This window comes from Niallia sp. FSL W8-0177 (genome assembly GCF_038006285.1).
In the GTDB taxonomy this organism is placed as follows: domain Bacteria; phylum Bacillota; class Bacilli; order Bacillales; family Cytobacillaceae; genus Niallia; species Niallia circulans_A.
Window position 1 is genome coordinate 2,947,697 of record NZ_JBBOUX010000001.1, and the last position, 20,356, is coordinate 2,968,052.

General features: G+C 35.0%; 23 protein-coding genes. 11 read left to right on the plus strand and 12 right to left on the minus strand.

From position 1 onward, the window contains the following. Positions 1–292 precede the first annotated feature (292 nt). Both NST77_RS14585 and NST77_RS14590 read left to right on the plus strand, forming a co-directional pair. Complete coding sequence (locus tag NST77_RS14585) at positions 293–1,066, plus strand: polymorphic toxin type 44 domain-containing protein (protein ID WP_095330536.1); 774 nt, start codon at positions 293–295, stop codon at positions 1,064–1,066. A 111-nt stretch (positions 1,067–1,177) separates the two neighbouring features. Further along, positions 1,178–1,684: a DUF5412 family protein gene (locus NST77_RS14590; protein ID WP_095330534.1), complete on the plus strand. Its 507-nt coding sequence runs from the start codon at positions 1,178–1,180 to the stop codon at positions 1,682–1,684. 13 nt (positions 1,685–1,697) lie between these two features. On the opposite strand, the gene tnpA is transcribed toward NST77_RS14590, so the two are convergent. After that, a complete protein-coding gene (gene tnpA, locus NST77_RS14595) occupies positions 1,698–1,943 on the minus strand; it encodes an IS66 family insertion sequence element accessory protein TnpA (protein WP_341123147.1) in 246 nt (81 codons plus the stop codon). A gap of 439 nt (positions 1,944–2,382) precedes the next feature. On the opposite strand from tnpA, the gene NST77_RS14600 reads away from it, so the two are divergent. The 3 genes from NST77_RS14600 (at position 2,383) to NST77_RS14610 (ending at position 4,728) form a co-directional block, all read left to right on the plus strand. Beyond that, positions 2,383–3,150 carry a glucose 1-dehydrogenase gene (locus NST77_RS14600; protein WP_095330531.1) on the plus strand — a complete coding sequence of 256 codons (768 nt, stop codon included), beginning with the start codon at positions 2,383–2,385 and terminating at the stop codon, positions 3,148–3,150. A gap of 65 nt (positions 3,151–3,215) precedes the next feature. Then, positions 3,216–3,713: a hypothetical protein gene (locus NST77_RS14605; RefSeq protein ID WP_095330529.1), complete on the plus strand. Its 498-nt coding sequence runs from the start codon at positions 3,216–3,218 to the stop codon at positions 3,711–3,713. Between the two features lies 1 nt (position 3,714). Continuing rightward, positions 3,715–4,728, plus strand: coding sequence for an alpha/beta fold hydrolase (locus NST77_RS14610; protein WP_095330527.1), 1,014 nt, complete (start codon positions 3,715–3,717; stop codon positions 4,726–4,728). Between the two features lie 71 nt (positions 4,729–4,799). Here the strand turns inward: NST77_RS14610 and NST77_RS14615 are convergent, their stop codons facing one another. Continuing rightward, complete coding sequence (locus NST77_RS14615; protein ID WP_095330525.1) at positions 4,800–6,302, minus strand: leucyl aminopeptidase; 1,503 nt, start codon at positions 6,300–6,302, stop codon at positions 4,800–4,802. A gap of 468 nt (positions 6,303–6,770) precedes the next feature. On the opposite strand from NST77_RS14615, the gene NST77_RS14620 reads away from it, so the two are divergent. Continuing rightward, positions 6,771–7,247 (plus strand): divergent PAP2 family protein, encoded by a 477-nt coding sequence (locus NST77_RS14620; protein WP_095330523.1) that lies wholly within the window; start codon positions 6,771–6,773, stop codon positions 7,245–7,247. A 160-nt stretch (positions 7,248–7,407) separates the two neighbouring features. Here NST77_RS14620 and NST77_RS14625 read toward each other — a convergent pair whose 3' ends face one another. Beyond that, complete coding sequence (locus NST77_RS14625) at positions 7,408–8,115, minus strand: 3D domain-containing protein (protein WP_095330522.1); 708 nt, start codon at positions 8,113–8,115, stop codon at positions 7,408–7,410. 333 nt (positions 8,116–8,448) lie between these two features. On the opposite strand from NST77_RS14625, the gene NST77_RS14630 reads away from it, so the two are divergent. Further along, positions 8,449–9,441 (plus strand): NAD(P)/FAD-dependent oxidoreductase, encoded by a 993-nt coding sequence (locus NST77_RS14630; protein ID WP_095330514.1) that lies wholly within the window; start codon positions 8,449–8,451, stop codon positions 9,439–9,441. A gap of 160 nt (positions 9,442–9,601) precedes the next feature. Here NST77_RS14630 and NST77_RS14635 read toward each other — a convergent pair whose 3' ends face one another. Continuing rightward, a complete protein-coding gene (locus NST77_RS14635) occupies positions 9,602–9,967 on the minus strand; it encodes a HesB/IscA family protein (RefSeq protein ID WP_082138323.1) in 366 nt (121 codons plus the stop codon). 307 nt (positions 9,968–10,274) lie between these two features. Here NST77_RS14635 and NST77_RS14640 point away from each other — a divergent pair, with 307 nt between their 5' ends. After that, a complete protein-coding gene (locus tag NST77_RS14640; protein ID WP_338134284.1) occupies positions 10,275–10,970 on the plus strand; it encodes a DUF2225 domain-containing protein in 696 nt (231 codons plus the stop codon). Between the two features lie 52 nt (positions 10,971–11,022). Here the strand turns inward: NST77_RS14640 and NST77_RS14645 are convergent, their stop codons facing one another. Next, positions 11,023–11,259: a DUF1450 domain-containing protein gene (locus tag NST77_RS14645; RefSeq protein WP_095330512.1), complete on the minus strand. Its 237-nt coding sequence runs from the start codon at positions 11,257–11,259 to the stop codon at positions 11,023–11,025. A 225-nt stretch (positions 11,260–11,484) separates the two neighbouring features. Between NST77_RS14645 and NST77_RS14650 the strand changes: the two genes are divergently transcribed. After that, complete coding sequence (locus NST77_RS14650) at positions 11,485–12,558, plus strand: NAD(P)/FAD-dependent oxidoreductase (protein ID WP_341123149.1); 1,074 nt, start codon at positions 11,485–11,487, stop codon at positions 12,556–12,558. A gap of 205 nt (positions 12,559–12,763) precedes the next feature. On the opposite strand, the gene NST77_RS14655 is transcribed toward NST77_RS14650, so the two are convergent. Next, positions 12,764–13,087 (minus strand): YuzD family protein, encoded by a 324-nt coding sequence (locus NST77_RS14655; RefSeq protein WP_047942237.1) that lies wholly within the window; start codon positions 13,085–13,087, stop codon positions 12,764–12,766. A gap of 167 nt (positions 13,088–13,254) precedes the next feature. Between NST77_RS14655 and NST77_RS14660 the strand changes: the two genes are divergently transcribed. Continuing rightward, positions 13,255–13,491, plus strand: a complete 237-nt coding sequence (locus NST77_RS14660) for a NifU family protein (RefSeq protein WP_047942238.1) — start codon at positions 13,255–13,257, stop codon at positions 13,489–13,491. A gap of 51 nt (positions 13,492–13,542) precedes the next feature. Here NST77_RS14660 and thrB read toward each other — a convergent pair whose 3' ends face one another. The 4 genes from thrB to yutH form a co-directional block, all read right to left on the minus strand. Continuing rightward, positions 13,543–14,463, minus strand: coding sequence for a homoserine kinase (thrB, locus tag NST77_RS14665; RefSeq protein ID WP_095330510.1), 921 nt, complete (start codon positions 14,461–14,463; stop codon positions 13,543–13,545). Further along, positions 14,460–15,521 (minus strand): threonine synthase, encoded by a 1,062-nt coding sequence (gene thrC / locus NST77_RS14670; protein WP_095330509.1) that lies wholly within the window; start codon positions 15,519–15,521, stop codon positions 14,460–14,462. Before thrC ends, thrB begins: the two co-directional genes overlap by 4 nt. Next, positions 15,521–16,819, minus strand: coding sequence for a homoserine dehydrogenase (locus NST77_RS14675; RefSeq protein WP_095330508.1), 1,299 nt, complete (start codon positions 16,817–16,819; stop codon positions 15,521–15,523). Before NST77_RS14675 ends, thrC begins: the two co-directional genes overlap by 1 nt. 424 nt (positions 16,820–17,243) lie before the next feature. Further along, a complete protein-coding gene (yutH, locus tag NST77_RS14680) occupies positions 17,244–18,245 on the minus strand; it encodes a spore coat putative kinase YutH (protein ID WP_095330507.1) in 1,002 nt (333 codons plus the stop codon). Positions 18,246–18,437: 192 nt separating this feature from the next. Between yutH and NST77_RS14685 the strand changes: the two genes are divergently transcribed. Beyond that, positions 18,438–18,929, plus strand: coding sequence for a phosphatidylglycerophosphatase A family protein (locus NST77_RS14685; protein ID WP_095330506.1), 492 nt, complete (start codon positions 18,438–18,440; stop codon positions 18,927–18,929). Positions 18,930–19,002: 73 nt separating this feature from the next. Here the strand turns inward: NST77_RS14685 and NST77_RS14690 are convergent, their stop codons facing one another. Then, positions 19,003–19,779: a TIGR01457 family HAD-type hydrolase gene (locus tag NST77_RS14690; RefSeq protein WP_123258145.1), complete on the minus strand. Its 777-nt coding sequence runs from the start codon at positions 19,777–19,779 to the stop codon at positions 19,003–19,005. A gap of 119 nt (positions 19,780–19,898) precedes the next feature. Beyond that, positions 19,899–20,336 carry a DUF86 domain-containing protein gene (locus NST77_RS14695; protein WP_095330504.1) on the minus strand — a complete coding sequence of 146 codons (438 nt, stop codon included), beginning with the start codon at positions 20,334–20,336 and terminating at the stop codon, positions 19,899–19,901. Positions 20,337–20,356: the final 20 nt, after the last annotated feature.

Genomic DNA, 20,356 nt, shown 5'->3' on the forward strand with positions numbered 1-20,356 from the left:
GGAGTCAATAACATTTTTTAATCAAACTTTATTTCAAGGCTAAAATGGCATTTTAGAAAGAGATTGGACTCTCATTAAATGAGATAAAAAACACATTTCCATATTGAGGAAAGTGACTTTATCTTAAATAAATATATATATTTGAAAAAAATAACAATTTTGGTAGACGCATGACTATATTGGTATTAAAATAGATTTATAGTATTTTCTCACCTCGAATCCCCATCCTTAAACAAGAATGAATATCTGAAACAGGTTCTCTTCTCCAAAAACAAACTAGGGAGATGAGGATTTGAAAAAAATCGCACTAGCATTAGCATTAATGTTTGGTTTCTTGTTACTATCCACTCCAGCACTAGCCAATAATTCTAATGAAGTAAAAACTATCGAAGAATTGCATAATATGCTTTTGAATAAAGAATTAATAAGTCTAAATGATGATAAAAAACTGATTATCAGTCAAGATGCCAACAACTTAGAGATTGATTCATCGCTATTTGATGATTATAAGAAGAGAATTGAATCAGCAAATTTCGCTGTTGGCGAAGGTATAGCTTGGTACGATGAGAATTTACAAATAACATTTTTACCCGATGAAGAAATTACCGAAAAGGTTTACCAGAATTATCAAATAGAGAAAAGCCTTGGTCTTTCTGGACCAATCTCTACTATGGCTACAGTTCTCGATGTAAAGACTATGATGGACAAAAATTACAGAGCTGTTAATAGTATCAATACTGTTGGTAGAGTAACCATAGCTAGAGCATATTGGGTTGGTAAGGTAAGAGAAGGTGGAGCATGGGATTACAAAGTTGTCAAGGGTTTTTCTCCTTGGTATAAAACTTTCTCAATGGTTTTACCGAACGGAAGTACTGAAACTCATAATAGTAAGTGGTTAGGTAATTACAACTACGGATATACAGGTAGGGTTGTTTTTAACAAAACAGTACTTTTGATTGGCGGAGATTTGGTTGGATTAGGAAAAAATCAGAAACCGGATGATGCTCAAGCGAAAGATGCAATTAGAAGGGGATATGATCACGCTAATTCATTTCAAAAAAAGTAAATTGTAATTTTTAAAATTTACTAAGGAGAAGAGAACCTGTTTGAAATGTTAATTAACATCGTTATTATAAAATCTTTAAGATTAAGATTGAGGAATTGGGAGTGAACTATAATGAATGAAATATTATATTTGGCCTTATTTCTATCATTTTTTATCATATCACTAGTATCTATAATTTTTCTTGTTGTCCTATTTGTAAAAATGGTTAAATGGAAAAAAGGGAAATACCTATTCCCTCGAAAAACATTTTTCTATACTCTTTCTTTTTTAGTAGTTACTGGCATTCTCTACTACAATCAATATTATAATTTGGATTATCTCCCGTCCGGAGAAATGAATACTAATATTGTATCGCCAAACGGTAAATACTCTATAAAAACTTATCATTTTACCGGTATTTATGGTGAGAATGCAAAAGCAGTCTTGGTTGATTTAAATAAGAATAAGGAAAAAACCATTTACTTTAATCGATTCGATTATGATCCATATGTGGAATGGGTAACGAACGACCAAGTAGTAATCGGTGAGGAGAAGTTAAATATCCATAAAGACACTTACGATTATAGACATGATCCAAACGCTCTTCGAGGGTTAACTCGGCAAAGATTAGAACATTAGAATTGTTATTAATTCATAAAAGAGAAGATGATATGTCTCTAGTTGGTGAAGTTCTAGGTTCCTCAATGATTACTGGAACCCAAGAATTATTTATTTTCTCCGTACTTTGATCTTTAATCTTTTTCTTCCAATATCCAAATTGCTGATAACTTATCCCATTGTCCTCACAACATTTAACTTGGGATTGACCACTAGATTTGTAGTCAGAAATTCTTTGTTGCCGTTTTTTTCGTAGTTCTAAATTATGGATTCTAGTCATGAAAAATCCTCCTCAAATATTTTTGAAGAGATTATTTCAAAATTTATGGTGTATGAACATGTGGGAAGAATATTACGCTTACTATTAAACACACAATGCTAAACATTTTAGCATTGTGTGTTTTTAAATTTCTTAATACTCTTAAAAAAAATCGTAAAAAACCAAACTAACCCTACTAACGTTGCAATTAAAAAAATATATTCATTTGATTTCCTCCTATAATTTATATTCTTTCTTGCGACTATATAGCAGGGTCAATCTTATAATCTAATGTTATCCCCCAGAAATAAGCTTGACCTAATTTTATAAATAAATAAATGCTTTTTTGTTGATAAAAAAGGCAGGATAGGCATAGGTAATTCCATTAATTTATTCACGCTTAGGTCATTGCTTGTCTATACTATATGGAATAGATGTCGCAGGAGGAATGGTAAAGAAAATGAATTCACTTTTTGATTTCACGAATAAGACGGCAATTATCTCAGGGGGGAGTCGAGGGTTAGGAGAACAAATGGCTAAAACACTAGGTGAAGCTGGAGCTAATATTGTCATTTGTTCCAGAAACTTAGAACAGTGTACAAAAACTGCTGCTAAATTACAAGATAAAGGGATAAAGGTATTAGCCCTTCCATGCGATGTATCCAAAAAAGAGGATATAGACCATGTTATTAGTCAAACAATCGCCAAATTCCAAACAATAGATATCTTAATTAATAACAGCGGAACTTCCTGGATGGCACCTTTTCTTGATTATCCCGAAGAGAAATGGGATAAAGTACTGGATGTTAATCTCAAAGGCTCTTTTTTATTTTCACAGGCAGCTGCAAAAAAAATGGTAGAACAAAAAAAGGGAAAAATAATTAATATTTCTTCTGTTACTGCATTTAACGGAACTCCGCCACACTTATTAGATGCAATCGCGTATAACACTAGTAAAGGGGCACTCATTACATTAACCAAAGAATTAGCTATTAAGTTAGCTCGATATAATATCCAAGTAAATGCGATTGCGCCAGGATTTTTCCCTACAAGTATTACGACTAGCTTAGAAGATTATAAAAAACAAATTACTGCTGGAATTCCAGCAAGGCGCTTAGGGGAATTAAGTGATTTAGATGGAATTATTCTGCTCTTGGCTGGAGAATCTTCCAATTATATCACTGGACAAACAATTGCCATTGATGGTGGACTTTCCTCCAGTTTATAAAAAAGTGAGTCTTTAAATAGACTTTAGGATGTTCACTAAAAAAGAAAAGAAAGAGGGATAGGAAAATGGCACACGTTACAATCGATTTTTATGAGTTATTAAAGAAAGGTGGAACATTATTACAATATCAGTTAAATAACCGTATTAAAAAAAGCTTAAATCAAATGTCCATCATTGATTTCACGACTTCAAAAACAAATCCATTAACAAACAAAATAGATCGAATTCAAACCTATACAGAGCAATTAAGTAATTATATGAATCTACCTACTAAAACAGACCTTGCAAATGCAACCCAATTAATTCTTCAATCAGAAGAAAAAATCGATAATCTTGATGATCAGTTATTTGAATTAACGACAATGATGAAAGAAGTCAAACAATTAATAGAACAACTAAACATGAATCCTTCTGATGATTACTCTAATCAATTGACAACTATTATTACTGAACAAGAACAACGTATTTCCACACTTCAAAATGAATTGACACAAGCAAAACAACAATTGGATTCACAAAAAGACGAACTCAGCTTTTCTACTTTTTCCAATCAGGCGATATAATATGGCAAAAAAAAGTATAGCTAAATTTATTCATACCTTATCGTACGATCCTGCCGTTGGACAGTCAGAAAAATATGCCATCTGGAAAAAAAACAAAGCAACTTTATGGTATTACCCTTCTAAAGAAAGAAAATATAAAGAGTCGATTTTCCTTATTTATTCGATCGTAAATAAACCATATATTCTTGATTTAGGTCCCTCCATGAGTTTAATTGAGGCATTTAATAACGCAGGGTATGATACGTATTTAATTGATTTTGGAATCCCTGCATATGAAGATCGTCATTTAACCATTGATGATTATATAACAAAGTATATTCAACCAGGTTTTAAACGAGCGATGCGACATGCTAATTCCGATTCCTTTACTGTCATTGGTTTTTGTTTAGGAGGAACACTTGCCAGCATATTTGCCGCATTAGATAATCGTTATATTAAAAACTTAATTCTTGCCGTGTCTCCAATTAATTTTTCCGATTTTCCGGACTATGATAAGTGGCTGAATGCCCTTCGCGAAAATGAACTGCACCTTGAGGAATTAATCGATAAAATGGGAATTGTTCCTCCTGAATCGGTTAAATATGGCACTAGGTTACTTGTTGCTCCCCTGTCATTCAGTCATTATTTAGCACTTTTGAATCGTTCTGGCGAAGATAAATACTCGGAAAAATGGGCAAGAATGAACAAATGGACACTTGATCATATCCCTGTAGCTGGTGCAACATTTAAACAACTTATGAATGACTATGTCAGGGACAATAAGATGATTGAGGGTGGATTAACAATCAACGGGGAAGAGGTTGATTTGGCGAACATTCACTCTAATTTACTCGTATTTTCCACCAAGAATGATCCACTTGTTCCAAGTTCTCTCTGCGAACCAATTATGGATCTTGTTTCAAGTCAAGATAAATCCTTTGTTTTATTTGAGGGCGGGCATGCTGGTCTCGTTGCGAGTTCCCATATGCCAGAACCAATGGAAAAGTGGCTGCAAGCGCACAGCACCCCCTTATAAAAAATTACAGACCCCATCAAATTAATAAAATGGGGTCTGTAATTTTTTATATTATATTTTAATAAAACTTTCTACTTTGTACTTTCAAATCTTTCCACAAACAATGCTAATGTTCTAGTCATAGCGCCTGTTCCGCCTGGATGTCCTAAATCAGTAGCTTTACTTTGGGTAGACGTTCCAGCAATATCCAAATGCACCCATGGTGTTTCCTCTGCAAATTCGCCGATAAAGGCCCCACCCATAATTGCATGACCAGCGGCACCTGGTGAATTATTTAAATCTGCAATCGGACTATTGCGCACTAATTTCTTATGACTCTCGAAAATAGGCAGTCTCCACATTTGTTCCCCTGCTTCATAGGAAGCTTCTAACACTTGTTCAAATAAAGATTCATTATTTGTCATTGCACCTGTCGTTTCCATTCCTAAAGCAGTAATTACTCCACCTGTAAGGGTTGCAACATCTACAAGGTAGTCAGCGCCATGATGTTTTGCGTAAGTTACTGCATCTGCTAAAACTAAGCGACCTTCTGCATCTGTATTTAATACCTCAATTGTTTTTCCACTCATTGATGTGATAACATCATCTGGTTTAAACGCATTACCACTTATCATATTATCAGTAGATGGAATAACTGCAACGACATTTTGTTCTGGTCTCAATTCTCCAATAATCTCCATTGCTCCAAGAACTGCTGCCGCACCGCCCATATCCGTTTTCATACCGACAATACCTGTTTTTGGCTTAATAGAATAGCCACCTGTATCAAACGTAATCCCTTTTCCGACTAAGCCGATGACATCTTCCCAGTTATCTTTTCCCTGGTATTTCAGCACAATCATTTTAGGAGGCTCTGTCGAACCTTGGTTCACAGCAAGCATTGCCCCCATACCAAGCTTTAACATATCTTCTCTCTCTAATATTTCTGCCTCAAAGCCATATTTTTCTGCTAATTCTAGTGCATAATTAGCTAGATCTGCTGCTTTTAACATATTTCCTGGCAAGTTAACTAGCGTACGTGCAGAATTTGTCGCCTGACCGTATACATACCCTACTGTTAGCGATGACAAAACTTCCTCTTGCTCTGCATGGCTATAAACCGTAATTTCTGTAATCTTTTTTTCTGGTTCATTTGATTTTTGTTTATAACCTGAAAACTCATAGGTAGCAAGACCAAACGCTTCACTGCATGCATGAGCAACATCTTGTGCATCATTTTCCTCTGATATAAAGGAATCTAAGTATACAGCTGTTTCCACCCACTTTTCACTAGTAATACGTTTGAAAGTTGCTCCAAAGATTGCTTTTAACTCATCAAAGGAAAGTTCTTTCTTTTTTCCTAATCCAACAAAAATAATTCTTTTTGCTCCAATTTTTCCAAAAGTATGTATCACCGTAACGGACTTTTTCTTTGCTGAAATATCTCCATCTTTTACTAAACTGGTTAATTCTCCTTCAAACTGTTCGTCTAGTAATTGCAGCTGACCTTCTAATTTAATAGACTTATCAAATAATCCAATAATAATACTTTCATGATTATTTTGAAAATCCCATTCTTTCTGATATGAAAACATAATCAATTCCTCCATTCTATTTCTTCTTCTATTATAACGAATTTATTTATCATTTCGTATATCTAATTAAATTTACATCATTCAATTCTAAATGATAAAGCTGCATTCCTAAAGATGAGCTATAATTTATTTTGAAAAACAACTTTCTTATAATAGATACCAAAATATAAAAAGTTTTTTCGAATTTAAGTAGAAAGCTCGATATTTGGTTATGTTATAATAAGATAAGTGGAAAAGCAAAGTGAGCATTGAAAATTGCTCTCACCCATTTAAAAATGAATCGCATTTTGTTTTTCCATGGCTTTGAAAGCAAATAACACAGAATAAAATTCATTTTTACCCTATATCTAACTCCACTGTCTACCTCCTTATTTCCATTAATTCTCCTTATATGAAAGATTAATAATGCGTTAAATAAGGTATACATACTAAAAGTACATATTTTTCACAGAATGATGAGGTGTTTTTATGGAACTACTAGCTAACTTTCCTTTACTTGCAAGTTTGGCTGCAATCTTTTTTGCGCAATTTGTCAAAGTGCCAATCACTTATTTTGTTACAAAAAAAATTGACTGGTCTTTGTTAACAAGTACAGGAGGAATGCCAAGTTCTCACTCAGCAGCTGTAACTGCTCTGTCTACTGGTGTGGCTCTGCAAACAGGCTTTGATTCACCGATCTTTGCGGTTGCTGCTATTTTTGCGATAATCACTATGTTTGATGCTACAGGTGTTAGAAGACAGGCAGGAGAACAAGCAATTGTTTTAAATCGCTTAGTGAATGATTTTAATAAGTTTTTAAATGAAGCTAAAGGGTGGCAAAACAAACCAGAACAGGAAAAAAGAAAAGAATTAAAGGAATTGTTAGGACATAAACCGATAGAAGTATTTTTTGGTGGACTAACCGGAATTGTATTGACGCTTGTTTTACATATGCTAATTTATTAACCTTCCCTTTATGAATAAATCCAAATAAAAACTGCTTAAGCTATTCAAAAGCAGTTATATTTATTCTAAAAAAAGAAGGATATCCTAAAAATCAACTAACAATTTTTTGTTAGGACTTTGATTTTAGGATATCCTTTTTACTTGTTAATTAAGTATGTAATTATTTGTTTTCTGCTTTTGTATACTGTTGACGGAATACTTGCATAGATTCTTCTTCATTTAATGCACTTAACGTTTCTTCGGTTAGTTTGCCTTTGCCCATTTCCACTATGTATACATCTATTGTTTTCTTGCCCCATTGACTATATACATCTTGTACGGTTTCATAGTATAAATCTAATCTATTGCCATTAATGGCTGAACCAGTATCGGCGACAACTCCAAATCCATAATCAGGGATAAAAAGAATAGTTCCAATTGGAAATACACTAGTATCAGCAGCAATGGTACTATATAAATCTCTTTTTACTTTTACGCCTGAATAGGTAATACCGAATTGTGGATGGCCTGGGTTCTTGCCAGTTGACTCATATCCAGCCGTATAGCCTGTTGCGATCACTCGTTTTGTCGGATATTGTGACCAATCTTTCATATTTTCTAGTGAAGGTGGTTTACCTGCAACCTCTTTACTGGATGAAATTTGTGTTTTTTCCGCCAATGCCTTTTTAAAGCTTTTTAATGCTACACTCATTTGCTTTATTGTATGATCAATATGATCTGGATTCTTACTTACCTGAGCATGTTCGTTAGTACCTAAATTTATCGAACTCGCCTTAACACCTGAAATCGATTGGAACGTGGTTAGTAGTGCTGCCATAAAAAGTAGAACCATTCCTACTCTTCTAAAAAACTTTTTATAAAAATTCATATTTTTCACTCCTCCCAAAACTATTCATTTCCCATATTCAAAGAATTTATTCATAAAAAGGTAAAAACCAGAACTTTCCCCCTAGTAAAATACCAAAAAAATACAAAAAAATATCGATTAAAAGCTTCTAATCGATAATTTTTACATTATTTTTCTGAATTATACCATTACCAATAAAAGTTAAAAATTGAAAATTTTATATTTTATAAAATTTATGAGTAGGATGGTGGCCTAGATATCTTTCAAAATTGGAAGATTTAAAAAGTGAGAAATCATAATCATTATGATATGATAGCTTGTAGAATTGATCTTTATTAGGAGGGTTTAGGAAAATTGGAAGAAAATCAAACCATTTATGATATTACTGTTATCGGTGGTGGACCTGTAGGCATGTTCACTGCTTTTTATGGAGGGATGAGACAAGCAACCGTTAAAATTATTGAGAGTCTCCCTACCCTTGGCGGTCAGCTTACAGCACTTTATCCCGAAAAATATATATATGACATTGCTGGATTTCCAAAAATTCGTGCTCAAGAGTTAGTCGATAATTTAGAAGAGCAAATGAAAAAATTTGAACAGTCTATCGTACTAGAACAAGCTGTTCAAACAGTGGAGAAACAAGGTGATGGTATATTCAAAATTACTACTGATAAAGAAGTCCATTACTCCAAAACTATTATTATTACAGCTGGAAACGGAGCTTTCCAACCTCGTAAATTAGAGTTGGAGCAAGCGAAAGAATATGAAGGAAAAAATCTTCATTACTTTATCAATGACTTAAATCAGTTTGCAGGGAAAAGGGTAATGGTATTTGGTGGTGGAGATTCTGCTGTTGACTGGGCATTAATGCTAGAGCCTATAGCTGATACTGTTTATTTAGCACATAGACGTGATAAATTCCGTGCCCATGAACATAGTGTAGAAAACCTTAAAAATTCAAAAGTAAACATTAAAACTCCATATATTCCTTCAGAATTAGTAGGAGATGAGGAAATCAAACAAGTGATTCTTGAAAATGTAACAACACAGGAAAAAGAAATTATTGATGTAGATGCAGTCATTGTAAACTATGGATTTGTTTCTTCTTTAGGCCCAATTAAGGAATGGGGCTTTGATATTCAAAAGAACTCTATTGTTGTTAACAGCAAAATGGAGACAAATATTCCAGGTATCTATGCAGCTGGAGACATATGCACATATGATGGAAAAGTGAAATTAATAGCGACAGGATTCGGAGAAGCCCCTACAGCTGTCAATAACGCTAAAACATATATGGATCCAAAAGCTCGCGTACAGCCTCTTCACAGTACTTCTTTGTTTAAATAGACGTTTCTAAAGACTAATGATAATCTTTTGTTTTCTTTAAATGTTTTGAAAAACAACTGATTACATTCAGTCTTTTTTTAATGAAACAAAAACACCGCTGCGTCATGAAGACCAATAAGGTGTTCATGACGCAGCGGTATTCAAATTTTAAACCTTGTTCTTAACACTCCTCAGGTGTTCCAGCCACTTTTGCTGTACGGAAAGAAGACCCGCAGCCACATGAAGCAATCGCATTAGGATTGTCGATGGTGAATCCTCCGCCCATTAGGGATTGCTTGTAATCAATTTTTGTTCCTTTTAAAATAGGACCATCGTTTTGATCAACTAACACACGAATGCCATATTGCTCAAAAAGTTGATCGTTTTCTTCTTTATCTGGTGAGAAGCCCATTCCATAAGATAAACCACTGCAGCCTCCACCTTTTACGGCAACTCTTAAATAGGAACCTTCTTCATCGTTCGCCTTCATCATTTCTTTTATTTGAAGAGCAGCGGCTTCTGTTATGTGTACAATTTCTTCTGTCACTGTTCATTCTCCTTTCGTCCTATTATTACTTCTTATTATATTATATACCGCTAATCAAAACTACTCAACTAAAGGGATCTGTGTAAAAGATGGGAACAAAACAGGTCTATTTGACAATCTGTACTAACATTCTTCAAGTATTTTTCGATTAGAACATTACTATCGTTTGCTGTTCCCACTTTAAAGAGATTTCTTAACATAATATAGACTTTTCACCTATCTGTAAAATTTTCATAGGGAATATTACTCACAATAAGGTATAATAAAATATATAAACATCTAGCCTTTTTACCTAACAACAAAGGGAGTGAGAAATTTGAACAAAATCGAACCGTTATTTGATAAGCAATGTACCTGTTTGCTTTGTCAAACTAAATTTACAACAAAAAAATTACGTTCAAGATTTGTCAAATTGAAACATTTAGATACAGATTTCTTTCCTGTCTATGCTGAGCATAATCCACTCCTTTATTATATAAATGTCTGCCCTGCTTGCGGGTTTTCTTTTAGTGATGATACGGTTTCTTATTTTTCTCCAGAAAGTAAAAAGATACTAATCGAAAAAGTATGTTCCCACTGGATTCCACATTCCTTTGGAGAAGAACGTAACATAGAGGATAGTATTAAAACGTATAAATTAGCTGCTTATTGCGCTTCTTTACGGAAGGATAAGCATATTATCCTTGCAGGACTCCACCTACGGATTGCATGGCATTATCGTATGTTAAATAATCAAGAACAAGAGAAGCGTTTTATATCCCTTGCATTAGCAGAATATGAAACTTCCTATTCTGTTGGTGACTATCAGGGAACTCCTGTTTCAGAATTAAGAACCATTTATTTAATAGCAGATCTTTCCAAGCGGACTGATAATCTTGAAAAAGCTACAAAATTTTATTCAAAAGTAATTGAGCAGCAGAGTAGAACAGTGGAAACACAAATTGTAAAGCTAGCTAAAGAAAGCTGGCAGGAATTAAGAGACAGTCAAAAAACCTTCATCTAAAAACCGCTTATATCAGTGAATAAAATTTTTTATCACACTGATATAAGAGGTTTTATGATGGATTCTCCTTCAAATGCTGATAGATATTTTCAACAAGCTCTTTTGTATCTTTCCCTTTTACTACTTCACCATCTATCAACGCAAATAACGAATCCCCGCATTGCCCACAATAACTCAAACAACCATAGTCAATCACATCTAAAGAATCATCCTGTTCAAGGCATTCTTTCGCTTCATATGCGCCTGATGCTAGGTTACTCGCACAAAATTCAATTAGCGGTTTAAACAAACACCTCACCTCCCTCTGAATTATACAGGTTTTTCTTGGTGGTGAACGCAAAAATTGTCTAATCTCATACTTCCTTTCTTATCTGTAAAGGGGAAAGTCATTTTCCTTCTATAATGAAGAATAAACAATCCTAACCTTTTAATATACTCTAAAAGGAGAAGATCCAAATTTACGAACTAATTTTTAAAGAATAGATATTCTCATGAGTACACTAAGGGGGAAAAAATGAAAAAATTAATAATATTAGGCGGCGGTTATGGTGGTATGCGTGTTTTATCCTCTATCATACCTCATTTACCATATAACTTTATGGTCATATTAATAGATAAGGTCCCATTTCATTTTCTAAAAACCGAATATTATGCTCTTGCAGCTGGCACTGTACTGGATAAAAGCCTACAAATCCCTTTTCCTAAACACCCTCAAGTAAGCATGATACAAGCAGAAGTGGAAAAAATTGATTTGGAAAACAATAAAGTTTGGTTGGCGGGGAGAAATCCGATCGATTATGATGATTTGATTATTGGACTTGGCTGTGAGGATAATTATCACCAAGTCGAGGGAGCTAAAGAAAACACTCATAGTATTCAAACCATCAATAAATCTAAACGAACACATAAGCATCTCCATAGCTTGCCTCAAGGGGCAAAGGTAGCGATTATTGGCGGCGGCTTAAGCGGTGTTGAATTAGCAGCAGAATTAGCTGAAAGTAGCAGCCTGCAAATAACACTATTGGATCGTGGAAATACCATATTATCTTCTTATCCTAAAAAAATAAGAAACTATGTAGAACGATGGTTTACAGATAAAAAGGTTAATCTTATCAAAAATAGCAACATTACTTGTATAAAAAAAAATACAGTTTATAATCATGGAAGCCCCCACCATTATGACTGTATTATTTGGACAGCTGGCATTCAACCAAATAAAATTGTGCGAGAACTTGACGTGGAAAAAGATAAAAAAGGACGCATTATCTTATCCAAGCATCACCATCTTCCTGATAATGAGCATGTTTTCGTAGTTGGTGATTGCGCAAGCCTTTCTCATCCCCCCAGTGCACAGCTTGCAGAAGGACAGGCAGAACAAATTGCTTTTGTTTTAATATCTCGATGGCAAGGAAAAGTACTACCCAATTATATGCCGCCAATCAAGCTGAAAGGAGTCTTAGGATCATTAGGGAAAAAAGCCGGTTTCGGCCTTATTGCCAAGACTGCTTTAACAGGAAGAATTCCACGCTTAATTAAACATGGAGTGTTATGGAAAGATAAAAATAATAAAAATAAAATTAATCACTAGTAAAAGAAAATGAGCATGTCATAAATATTCCAGCTTTAGATAACGCCGGACAACAGAAAACTACCAATAACATTTCCTATTGATTTTGTATGGATAACAAGAGTTATAGTTATCCTTCTAGACTGAATATACTTCCTATTCGATCGATAGTGATGTGTATTCAGTCTACTCCCTTATTACTTAAGGAATGAATACACTTTAACCATTAAGCACTAGTATAGCCGTATTTCTCAAATTCCGCATAAATTTTCTTCAACTTCGGATTACCTTCGCCTACAATCTCTCCCTCAATTACTACTACTGGATAGAATAAATCTTCCTCTATAATTTTCTGACAGAATTTATTTTTATCTTCCGTATAATTTGCTTGAAAAATATCATAATATTTAATCTGAAAAGTCTGCTCTGGAAATTTTCTACTTAATGCAGCTTGGAGCCATTCATATGTGTCCTTAGAAGATGGCAGGTTAACACAGCTTGCACAAATTTGTTCTGCACCATAAATACTAACTTCAATTTCCTTTTTCAAATAAACTCTCCTCCATTGGATAGACAAGCTTGCCTATCCTTTATTTTTCCATAATTATAGGGTTTTTATTATATATCCATTTTTTGTTTATTTAATTCGTGTTTCTTGATTATAGATTTTTCATCCTAATGTGATTATAATAAATAATAGGAAAGGAGTCGATATGTATGCAAGAAGTGGAAATGAAAGAACAAGTACAAGAAGTACTAGATAAATTACGTCCATTCCTTTTAAGAGATGGTGGAGACTGTGAATTAGTGGATGTAGAGGATGGCATTGTAAAACTACGCTTGTTAGGTGCTTGCGGAAGCTGCCCAAGTTCTACTATTACTTTAAAAGCTGGTATTGAACGTGCGTTATTAGAGGAAGTACCAGGCGTTTATGAAGTGGAACAAGTATTTTAATTTTTTATGAGAAAATACAGAAAGAGGATGCAATCGCATCCTCTTTCTTTTTTATTTAACTTCTGTTGCAAGTGCTCCGGAGCAAGTACTCCCTTTCTTGTCTATTTCCAAGGGGAGGAAACGCATATCAGGTAATTTCACTGCTAATCCATCTATTAACGTATTCATTTTTCCAGGTTCTACAAAACATAACACTGTCGGTCCCGCTCCACTTAAAGCCACTCCATAAGCACCTAGATCGCAAGCATGCTCTTCCATGATCTCTAAGTGCGGTACTAACTCTTTCCGATATGGCTGATGATACTTGTCTTTTTTCATCATTTTTCCTGCAAGTTTGCTATTGCCTGTAAGCAGTGCTGCAACTAATAGATTAGATATTGCACCTGCTGAAACAGCTTCAGCAAAAGAAAGAGAGTTCGGTAAAACTCCTCGAGAAGACTTTGTTAATAGCTCTTCTTCTGGAATCACTGCTAGTACTTCCAAGTCTATCGAATGAATAATTTCTGCATCTACTTCTTCTCCTAATTGACAACCAACAACTAATCCTCCGAAAATACTTGCCCCAACATTATCTGGATGCCCCTCCATTTTGGAGGCAATTGCAAATTTCTGTTGTTTAGTCAGTTGTAAATTACCGACTTGATCTGCTAGTTCAATTCCTGCCACAATAGCGGAGGCACTAGATCCTAGTCCTCTTGCTAAAGGAATATTACTATCCACTTTTATTTGACATGGAGGAAGAATAGTATGAAATGATTCCGCCACCTCGATCGCTGTTTTAATAATGAAATTACTTTCATCACTAGGAAATTCCTTCAATTCCTCTGTTAACGGAATAACCTCCCAACAGTCACTTTGAACAACTTCCAATGATAAATATAAATTTAATGCTAGTCCAATACTATCAAAGCCTGGCCCGAGATTAGCAGTACTCGCTGGGACTTTAATTAGCAGCATCTCTCCTTCGTTCATATATGAACGACTCCCTTAATGTGATTAGCTACTGCTTTTTCATCATTAGGCAGTACTACTGGCTTAATTGGACTTACATCGATCGCTGTATTCGGATCTTTCAAGCCATTTCCTGTAAGAATCGCTACTATTCTACTTCCTTTAGGAATTTTTCCATTTTGAATATGCTTATAAACACCGGCAATCGATGCACAAGAACCTGGCTCAGCAAATACCCCTTCTTTTGCAGCAATTGTACGATATGCAGCAATAATCTCTTCATCTGTTACTTCATCAATAATTCCCTTGGACTCTTCTTGTGCTTGAACAGCCAGCTGCCAGCTAGCAGGGTTACCAATTCGAATGGCAGTAGCAATTGTTTCTGGATTCTCAAATACGCGATTATGAACAATCGCTGCTGCTCCAGCCGCCTCAAAGCCATGGATTTTCGGTAGTCCAGTCTGCTTTTTTTCGTGATATTCTTTAAAGCCTTTCCAATATGCACTAATATTTCCGGCATTACCAACAGGAATTGCCAATATATCTGGCGCTTCTCCTAATTGGTCACAGACTTCAAAAGCAGCTGTTTTTTGTCCTTCTAAACGATACGGATTCACTGAATTAACAAGTGCAACGGGTTCTGTTTCACTAATTTTTCGTACCATTTGTAATGCTTGATCGAAATTCCCTTCAATCGCAATAATCTCAGCACCATACATAACGGCTTGTGCCAATTTTCCCATCGCAATTTTTCCTTCTGGTATAACGACAATACAGCGCATCCCTGCACGTGTAGCATAGGCAGCAGCTGCAGCTGACGTATTTCCTGTAGAGGCACAAATAACGGTAGAGTTTCCCTCTTCCTTTGCTTTAGCTACAGCCATGACCATTCCTCTATCTTTAAAGGAGCCAGTTGGATTAGTTCCTTCCGTTTTGACAAATAGCTCGACGCCCCATTCCTCAGACAACTTTTCCAGCTTAATTAAAGGAGTGTTTCCTTCATTTAGTGTTAACATTGGTGTCGATTCATTTATTGGTAAATATTCTTTATATTCTTCTAAAAGACCCTTCCATCTCATTACTTTGTTCCTCCTTCAACTCGATAAGAACTTTTAACTGTTCGAACAGATGATAAGTCCCTTAATTCTAATAAAATATTCTCATAGTTTAATAAAGACGCATGGTGTGTTACTAAGACTATTTCTGCCAATCCTTTTTCCTTTACTGGTAACTGGAGGATTTTCTCAAAGCTGACTCCATGCTGGGAGAAGATGGATGTAATTTCTGCAAATACTCCAACCTCATCCACTACTTGCAGACGTAAGAAATATTTAGAAAACATTTCGTCTGGCTCTTTTAGCTTCTTTTTAAATTGTGGAGCAATTGCACCTTTTCCATTAACGCCCAAGCGCATATTTTTCAAAACATTAACTAGATCCGATACAACGGCTGTTGCAGTTGGTAAGCTTCCGGCACCAGGACCATAAAACATCGTTTCTCCTACCGCTTCTCCATATACATACACAGCATTATACTCATTATTAACAGCTGCCAATGGATGGCTGTCGACAATAAAAGTAGGCTGGACACTAACTTCTACTTTTTCTTCCTGCCTTTGAGCAATGCCAATGAGTTTCATTGTATATCCTAACTGCTTTCCATACTGTATATCGTCATCTGTTACATTCGTTATGCCTTGTACCTTTACATCTTCCAAGCCAATATTCATTGAAAAGCCTAATGTTGCCAAAATAGTCATTTTTCTTGCTGCATCCAGCCCTTCGACATCAGAAGTGGGATCACTTTCCGCAAAACCTAATGCTTGCGCTTCTAATAGAACATCCTCATACGGTCTTTGCTGTTGACTCATCTTTGTTAAAATAAAATTAGTTGTCCCGTTCACAATTCCCATTAATTTAATGATACGGTCAGAAGCTAACCCGTCTACTAAACCTCTTAGAATAGGAATTCCTCCAGCAACACTTGCCTCATAAAATAAATCACAATTATTTTGGGAAGCAGCTTGCAATAGCTCTGCTCCATGTACTGCCATTAAATCCTTGTTTGCCGTTACTACTTGTTTTTTATTTTTTAAGGCTTTTAACAGGATGTTCCTTGTCTCTTCAATCCCACCCATTACTTCTATTACCACATCTATTTCAGGATCATCTAATATATCATTAGCCTCAACTGTTAAATGAATATCATCTGTAATCTCTACTTCTCGTTCTTTCTTTACATTCTTGACGAGAATTTTTTTTACCTTCACTGGACAGCCGACTTGATGCATAATTTTATCTTGATGATTCTCAATAATTTTTACAACGCCCGATCCAACAGTTCCTAATCCGAGTAGTCCAATTGAGATTGCCTCCATCTGTTTACCTCCCGTTGATGTTCTTTTTACGAGAACAACTGTCTTTATATAGTAGACATTATAGTGTTTGATTCCTTTTTTTACAAGGGGTGTTTAAACATTCTTTTAAAATTTTTATGAATAAGAATACTTCTCCCTTTTAAAAAGAATAACTGTGCTCGTTTACTTAATGAATCCATTATATAGGAAGAAGCTATAATTCCAAAAGGAAAATTATAAATTTTATGTATATTTAGATTTTTCAAGAAAGTGAATCAACAAAGCGCTCGGCGCTCACTCCATGGAAAACATACTGTATTCAAAAAAAAAAAAAACTAACAATATACGAAATTCTCATGAATATCTCCATATAATTGTTAGGATTTTTCTTTGTTTTGAACACTTATATCCTGACTATTTATGCTTTCCGCTTTAAACCAATTATTTACAACCAGGAAACAATTGGGATTTTCAATGTTTTAACTGCCACTTCTGTGTTGTCAAAAAATTCTTTCAAAAATAATTCTAAATCTCTCGACTGACTAAGCATTTTCTTTAACCGTTCTTCTAGAAATAGACGGTCTGCCTCCTGTATAGCAGAATAATAATTTTCGATACATTCCACATAATGAATGGGAAATAAAAGCCTTGCATATATTAATCTCCATGCAAAAGAACTTAGAGGCATAACGCTTTGATACTCCTCATAAAACGTCTTCACTTCTCGATGATATGTTTTGATATTTCGAAAATATCGATCTCTTGTCCATTCAGCAAGATCTCTTCCACAATGATCAAATACCCAATCAAATGGATTTTTAATATAATATTCCCCTGCCCATGTGTCTTTTGTAAAACGGTTATAACAAATCGTTCCGCTATCTACAGCAGTTGGATCATCATCTAGCTCTGTATCGACAAGATACTGAATGGCATTTTCAGCAATTCCCATATAATATGGAAAAGATTCTAAAAATAATTGATCGAATTCACTTTCTGGCTGTTTATATAACATACTGTTCCAAAAACCCTCCAATTGTCCCAACCTTTGTTCCCACATGCTCTTCCACTGCCCCATTCTACTTATTTTTTGGACACCAAATGGTACAGTTCTGCCTCTAAAATGAAACTTCCCCAGTTTCCTCCCTAATTTCCGAGACTGAAAGGGACGTAGTCGATCATTCAAAAGCACACAATAAAGTTGCTCATTCATTTCAGTATGTTTGTTTCCTTCTTTTGACTCTAATAACATGCTGACATGTTTATCTCCAATCTGATAGATATGTGCAGCAATTTGATCTCTTTCTGTTAGTTCTTCTTCCTCTATATTTCCAACTGGAACAATGGTATAGAGTTTTCCTTTGCTTATACAAGCTTCATAATGACCGACTCTTGTTTCTTCTTCTACATCAATTCCATACTTTGTAGATAAGATTTTCTTAATCAATGTCTTTTCCTCCTCGTTTTTCTCTCTGTTAGAAGTATATGAGAAGGAATGTTAAAACTTGTTAAGAGGATTCAATTAATGAATTGCCCCAATTATGGAAACAATAGCTGTTAGGAACATTTAGCAGCCATCATGCATATAATAATAAACACTGTGAATACATAGTGAATAATTAAAGAAAAGGTGAAGTTCATGTCATTAAAGGACCTAACAGAAAAAACAGCCAGAAAGTGGCTACATGAACGTGGAGTCGATATTGAAGACATAGCGAAGCTTGTTTATCTCTTACAAGAGAAATATCATAAAGATTTACAAATGGAGGACTGTATTCATAATGTTGAACGTGTTCTTTCGAAAAGAGAGGTTCAAAATGCCGTTATCACAGGGATACAATTAGATGTACTCGCCGAAAAAAAACTACTGGAATCTCCCCTTCAAGAAATTGTCGAAACAGATGAAGGGCTTTATGGAGTAGATGAAGTGCTTGCTTTTTCGATTGTAAACGTGTATGGTTCCATCGGATTTACTAATTATGGCTATGTAGATAAATTGAAACCAGGCATTTTACAAAGGTTAAATGATAAGAGTACTGGTGAATGTCATACCTTTTTAGACGATATTGTCGGTGCTATTGCAGCAGCAGCTTCAAGTAGACTAGCTCACCGTGCTAAAGGGGAAGAATAAGTCACCATGTAAAAAAGGACCTTTCCCACGCTTTAAACAGTGGTGAATCGTCCTCTTTTTATGTCCTTATTTTTTATTTTTTTATATCCCAGTCACTTAAGCTGTCGACCGTGTAGGTTGGCTTAACAGAATAGCCGCTTAGTTGCTCTTTCGTTGTAACTCCTGTATGCACGAGAAGCGTATCCATCTTTGCATTAATGCCTGCCATAATATCCGTTTGATAATTATCGCCAACCATCAAGACATCCTTCTTCGGCAAGTCCAATAATTTGATTGCTTGATTCACAATAATTGATTCTGGTTTACCAACAACAACAGGCTGCCGCTGAGTACTTACCGAAATAACAGAAGTTAAGGCACCATTTCCAGGTAATAATCCTCGCTCACTTGGCAAAGCCGTATCTCCATTTGTAATGACAAATTGTGAGCCATTTCGGACTGCTAAGCATGCTACTGTAAGTTTTTCATAGGTAATCTGTTGATCAAGTCCAGCGACTACATAATCAACATTTTCTGAATCCTCAGCTAACTTCAAGTCTTTTTCTTCTAGTGCTTGCTGAAGTCCTTTTTCCCCAATCATAAACACATTTGCTCCAGGGGATTTTTCAGCAATATAATTGGCAGAAGCCATAGCGGAAGTAAATACTTCACTCGCTTTTGCCGGTATTTGAAACTCCCGTAGCTTTTGTGCCACTTGTTCTGGTGTTTTTGTTGAATTATTGGTCACATATAAATAGGGAATTTGTGCAGCAATCAATCGCTTAACAAATTCAGCTGCCTCTTCAATTACCTCTGTTCCCCGATACATGGTTCCATCTAAATCTATTAAATATCCTTTATACGCTTTCATTTAGAAAAATCCTTTCCATGCTATGTATTAATTCCGGAACTATTTTAAAAAGCACGTTGTTTTTTCTAAGTATGAAACTTATTCATTATTTGATCAAAAACAATTCCTTTAAAAATCATCTAATTTCTAAATGCAGAAACAGGTCCTAACTCATGAATTAAATATTCTTTTACAGATGGGGCAAAGGCTTTTATAGAGAGCAGCTTCGCTTCAAATACTGCAATCAATCCCTTATGATCAATATTGGTATACTGATGTACAAGCTGTTTGCGCCAAAGAATGAGTTCCTTTATGTCATTTCCTATTTCCATAGTAATCACTTTTTCATCAATAAGTATATCAACAATATCGTCATAACTGCCCGGATCTCTCATAATAAAACCATCAATCATACTATTTCCAACATCCAAGATGACTTCAATCATCATATGTGTCAATCTTTCAAGTGCCACTTTCTCAAGAAATGTATTCCACGTTTCTTGCGTTTCAAACTGATTAATGAGCTCGTGGTAATAGTTTAACTGTTCTTCTATTTTTTCTCGGTCCACAAAATACATATTCCCTAACTCCTTCCGCA

Excerpts from the sequence above, each read along its gene's own strand:
- NST77_RS14590 (WP_095330534.1), top strand. The coding sequence starts at position 1,178 with ATGAATGAAATATTATATTTGGCCTTATTTCTATCATTTTTTATCATA.
- tnpA (WP_341123147.1), bottom strand. The coding sequence starts at position 1,943 with ATGACTAGAATCCATAATTTAGAACTACGAAAAAAACGGCAACAAAGA.
- NST77_RS14600 (WP_095330531.1), top strand. The coding sequence starts at position 2,383 with ATGAATTCACTTTTTGATTTCACGAATAAGACGGCAATTATCTCAGGG.
- NST77_RS14605 (WP_095330529.1), top strand. The coding sequence starts at position 3,216 with ATGGCACACGTTACAATCGATTTTTATGAGTTATTAAAGAAAGGTGGA.
- NST77_RS14610 (WP_095330527.1), top strand. The coding sequence starts at position 3,715 with ATGGCAAAAAAAAGTATAGCTAAATTTATTCATACCTTATCGTACGAT.
- NST77_RS14615 (WP_095330525.1), bottom strand. The coding sequence starts at position 6,302 with ATGTTTTCATATCAGAAAGAATGGGATTTTCAAAATAATCATGAAAGT.
- NST77_RS14620 (WP_095330523.1), top strand. The coding sequence starts at position 6,771 with ATGGAACTACTAGCTAACTTTCCTTTACTTGCAAGTTTGGCTGCAATC.
- NST77_RS14625 (WP_095330522.1), bottom strand. The coding sequence starts at position 8,115 with ATGAATTTTTATAAAAAGTTTTTTAGAAGAGTAGGAATGGTTCTACTT.
- NST77_RS14650 (WP_341123149.1), top strand. The coding sequence starts at position 11,485 with ATGAAAAAATTAATAATATTAGGCGGCGGTTATGGTGGTATGCGTGTT.
- NST77_RS14660 (WP_047942238.1), top strand. The coding sequence starts at position 13,255 with ATGCAAGAAGTGGAAATGAAAGAACAAGTACAAGAAGTACTAGATAAA.
- thrB (WP_095330510.1), bottom strand. The coding sequence starts at position 14,463 with ATGAACGAAGGAGAGATGCTGCTAATTAAAGTCCCAGCGAGTACTGCT.
- thrC (WP_095330509.1), bottom strand. The coding sequence starts at position 15,521 with ATGAGATGGAAGGGTCTTTTAGAAGAATATAAAGAATATTTACCAATA.
- NST77_RS14675 (WP_095330508.1), bottom strand. The coding sequence starts at position 16,819 with ATGGAGGCAATCTCAATTGGACTACTCGGATTAGGAACTGTTGGATCG.
- NST77_RS14685 (WP_095330506.1), top strand. The coding sequence starts at position 18,438 with ATGTCATTAAAGGACCTAACAGAAAAAACAGCCAGAAAGTGGCTACAT.
- NST77_RS14690 (WP_123258145.1), bottom strand. The coding sequence starts at position 19,779 with ATGAAAGCGTATAAAGGATATTTAATAGATTTAGATGGAACCATGTAT.
- NST77_RS14695 (WP_095330504.1), bottom strand. The coding sequence starts at position 20,336 with ATGTATTTTGTGGACCGAGAAAAAATAGAAGAACAGTTAAACTATTAC.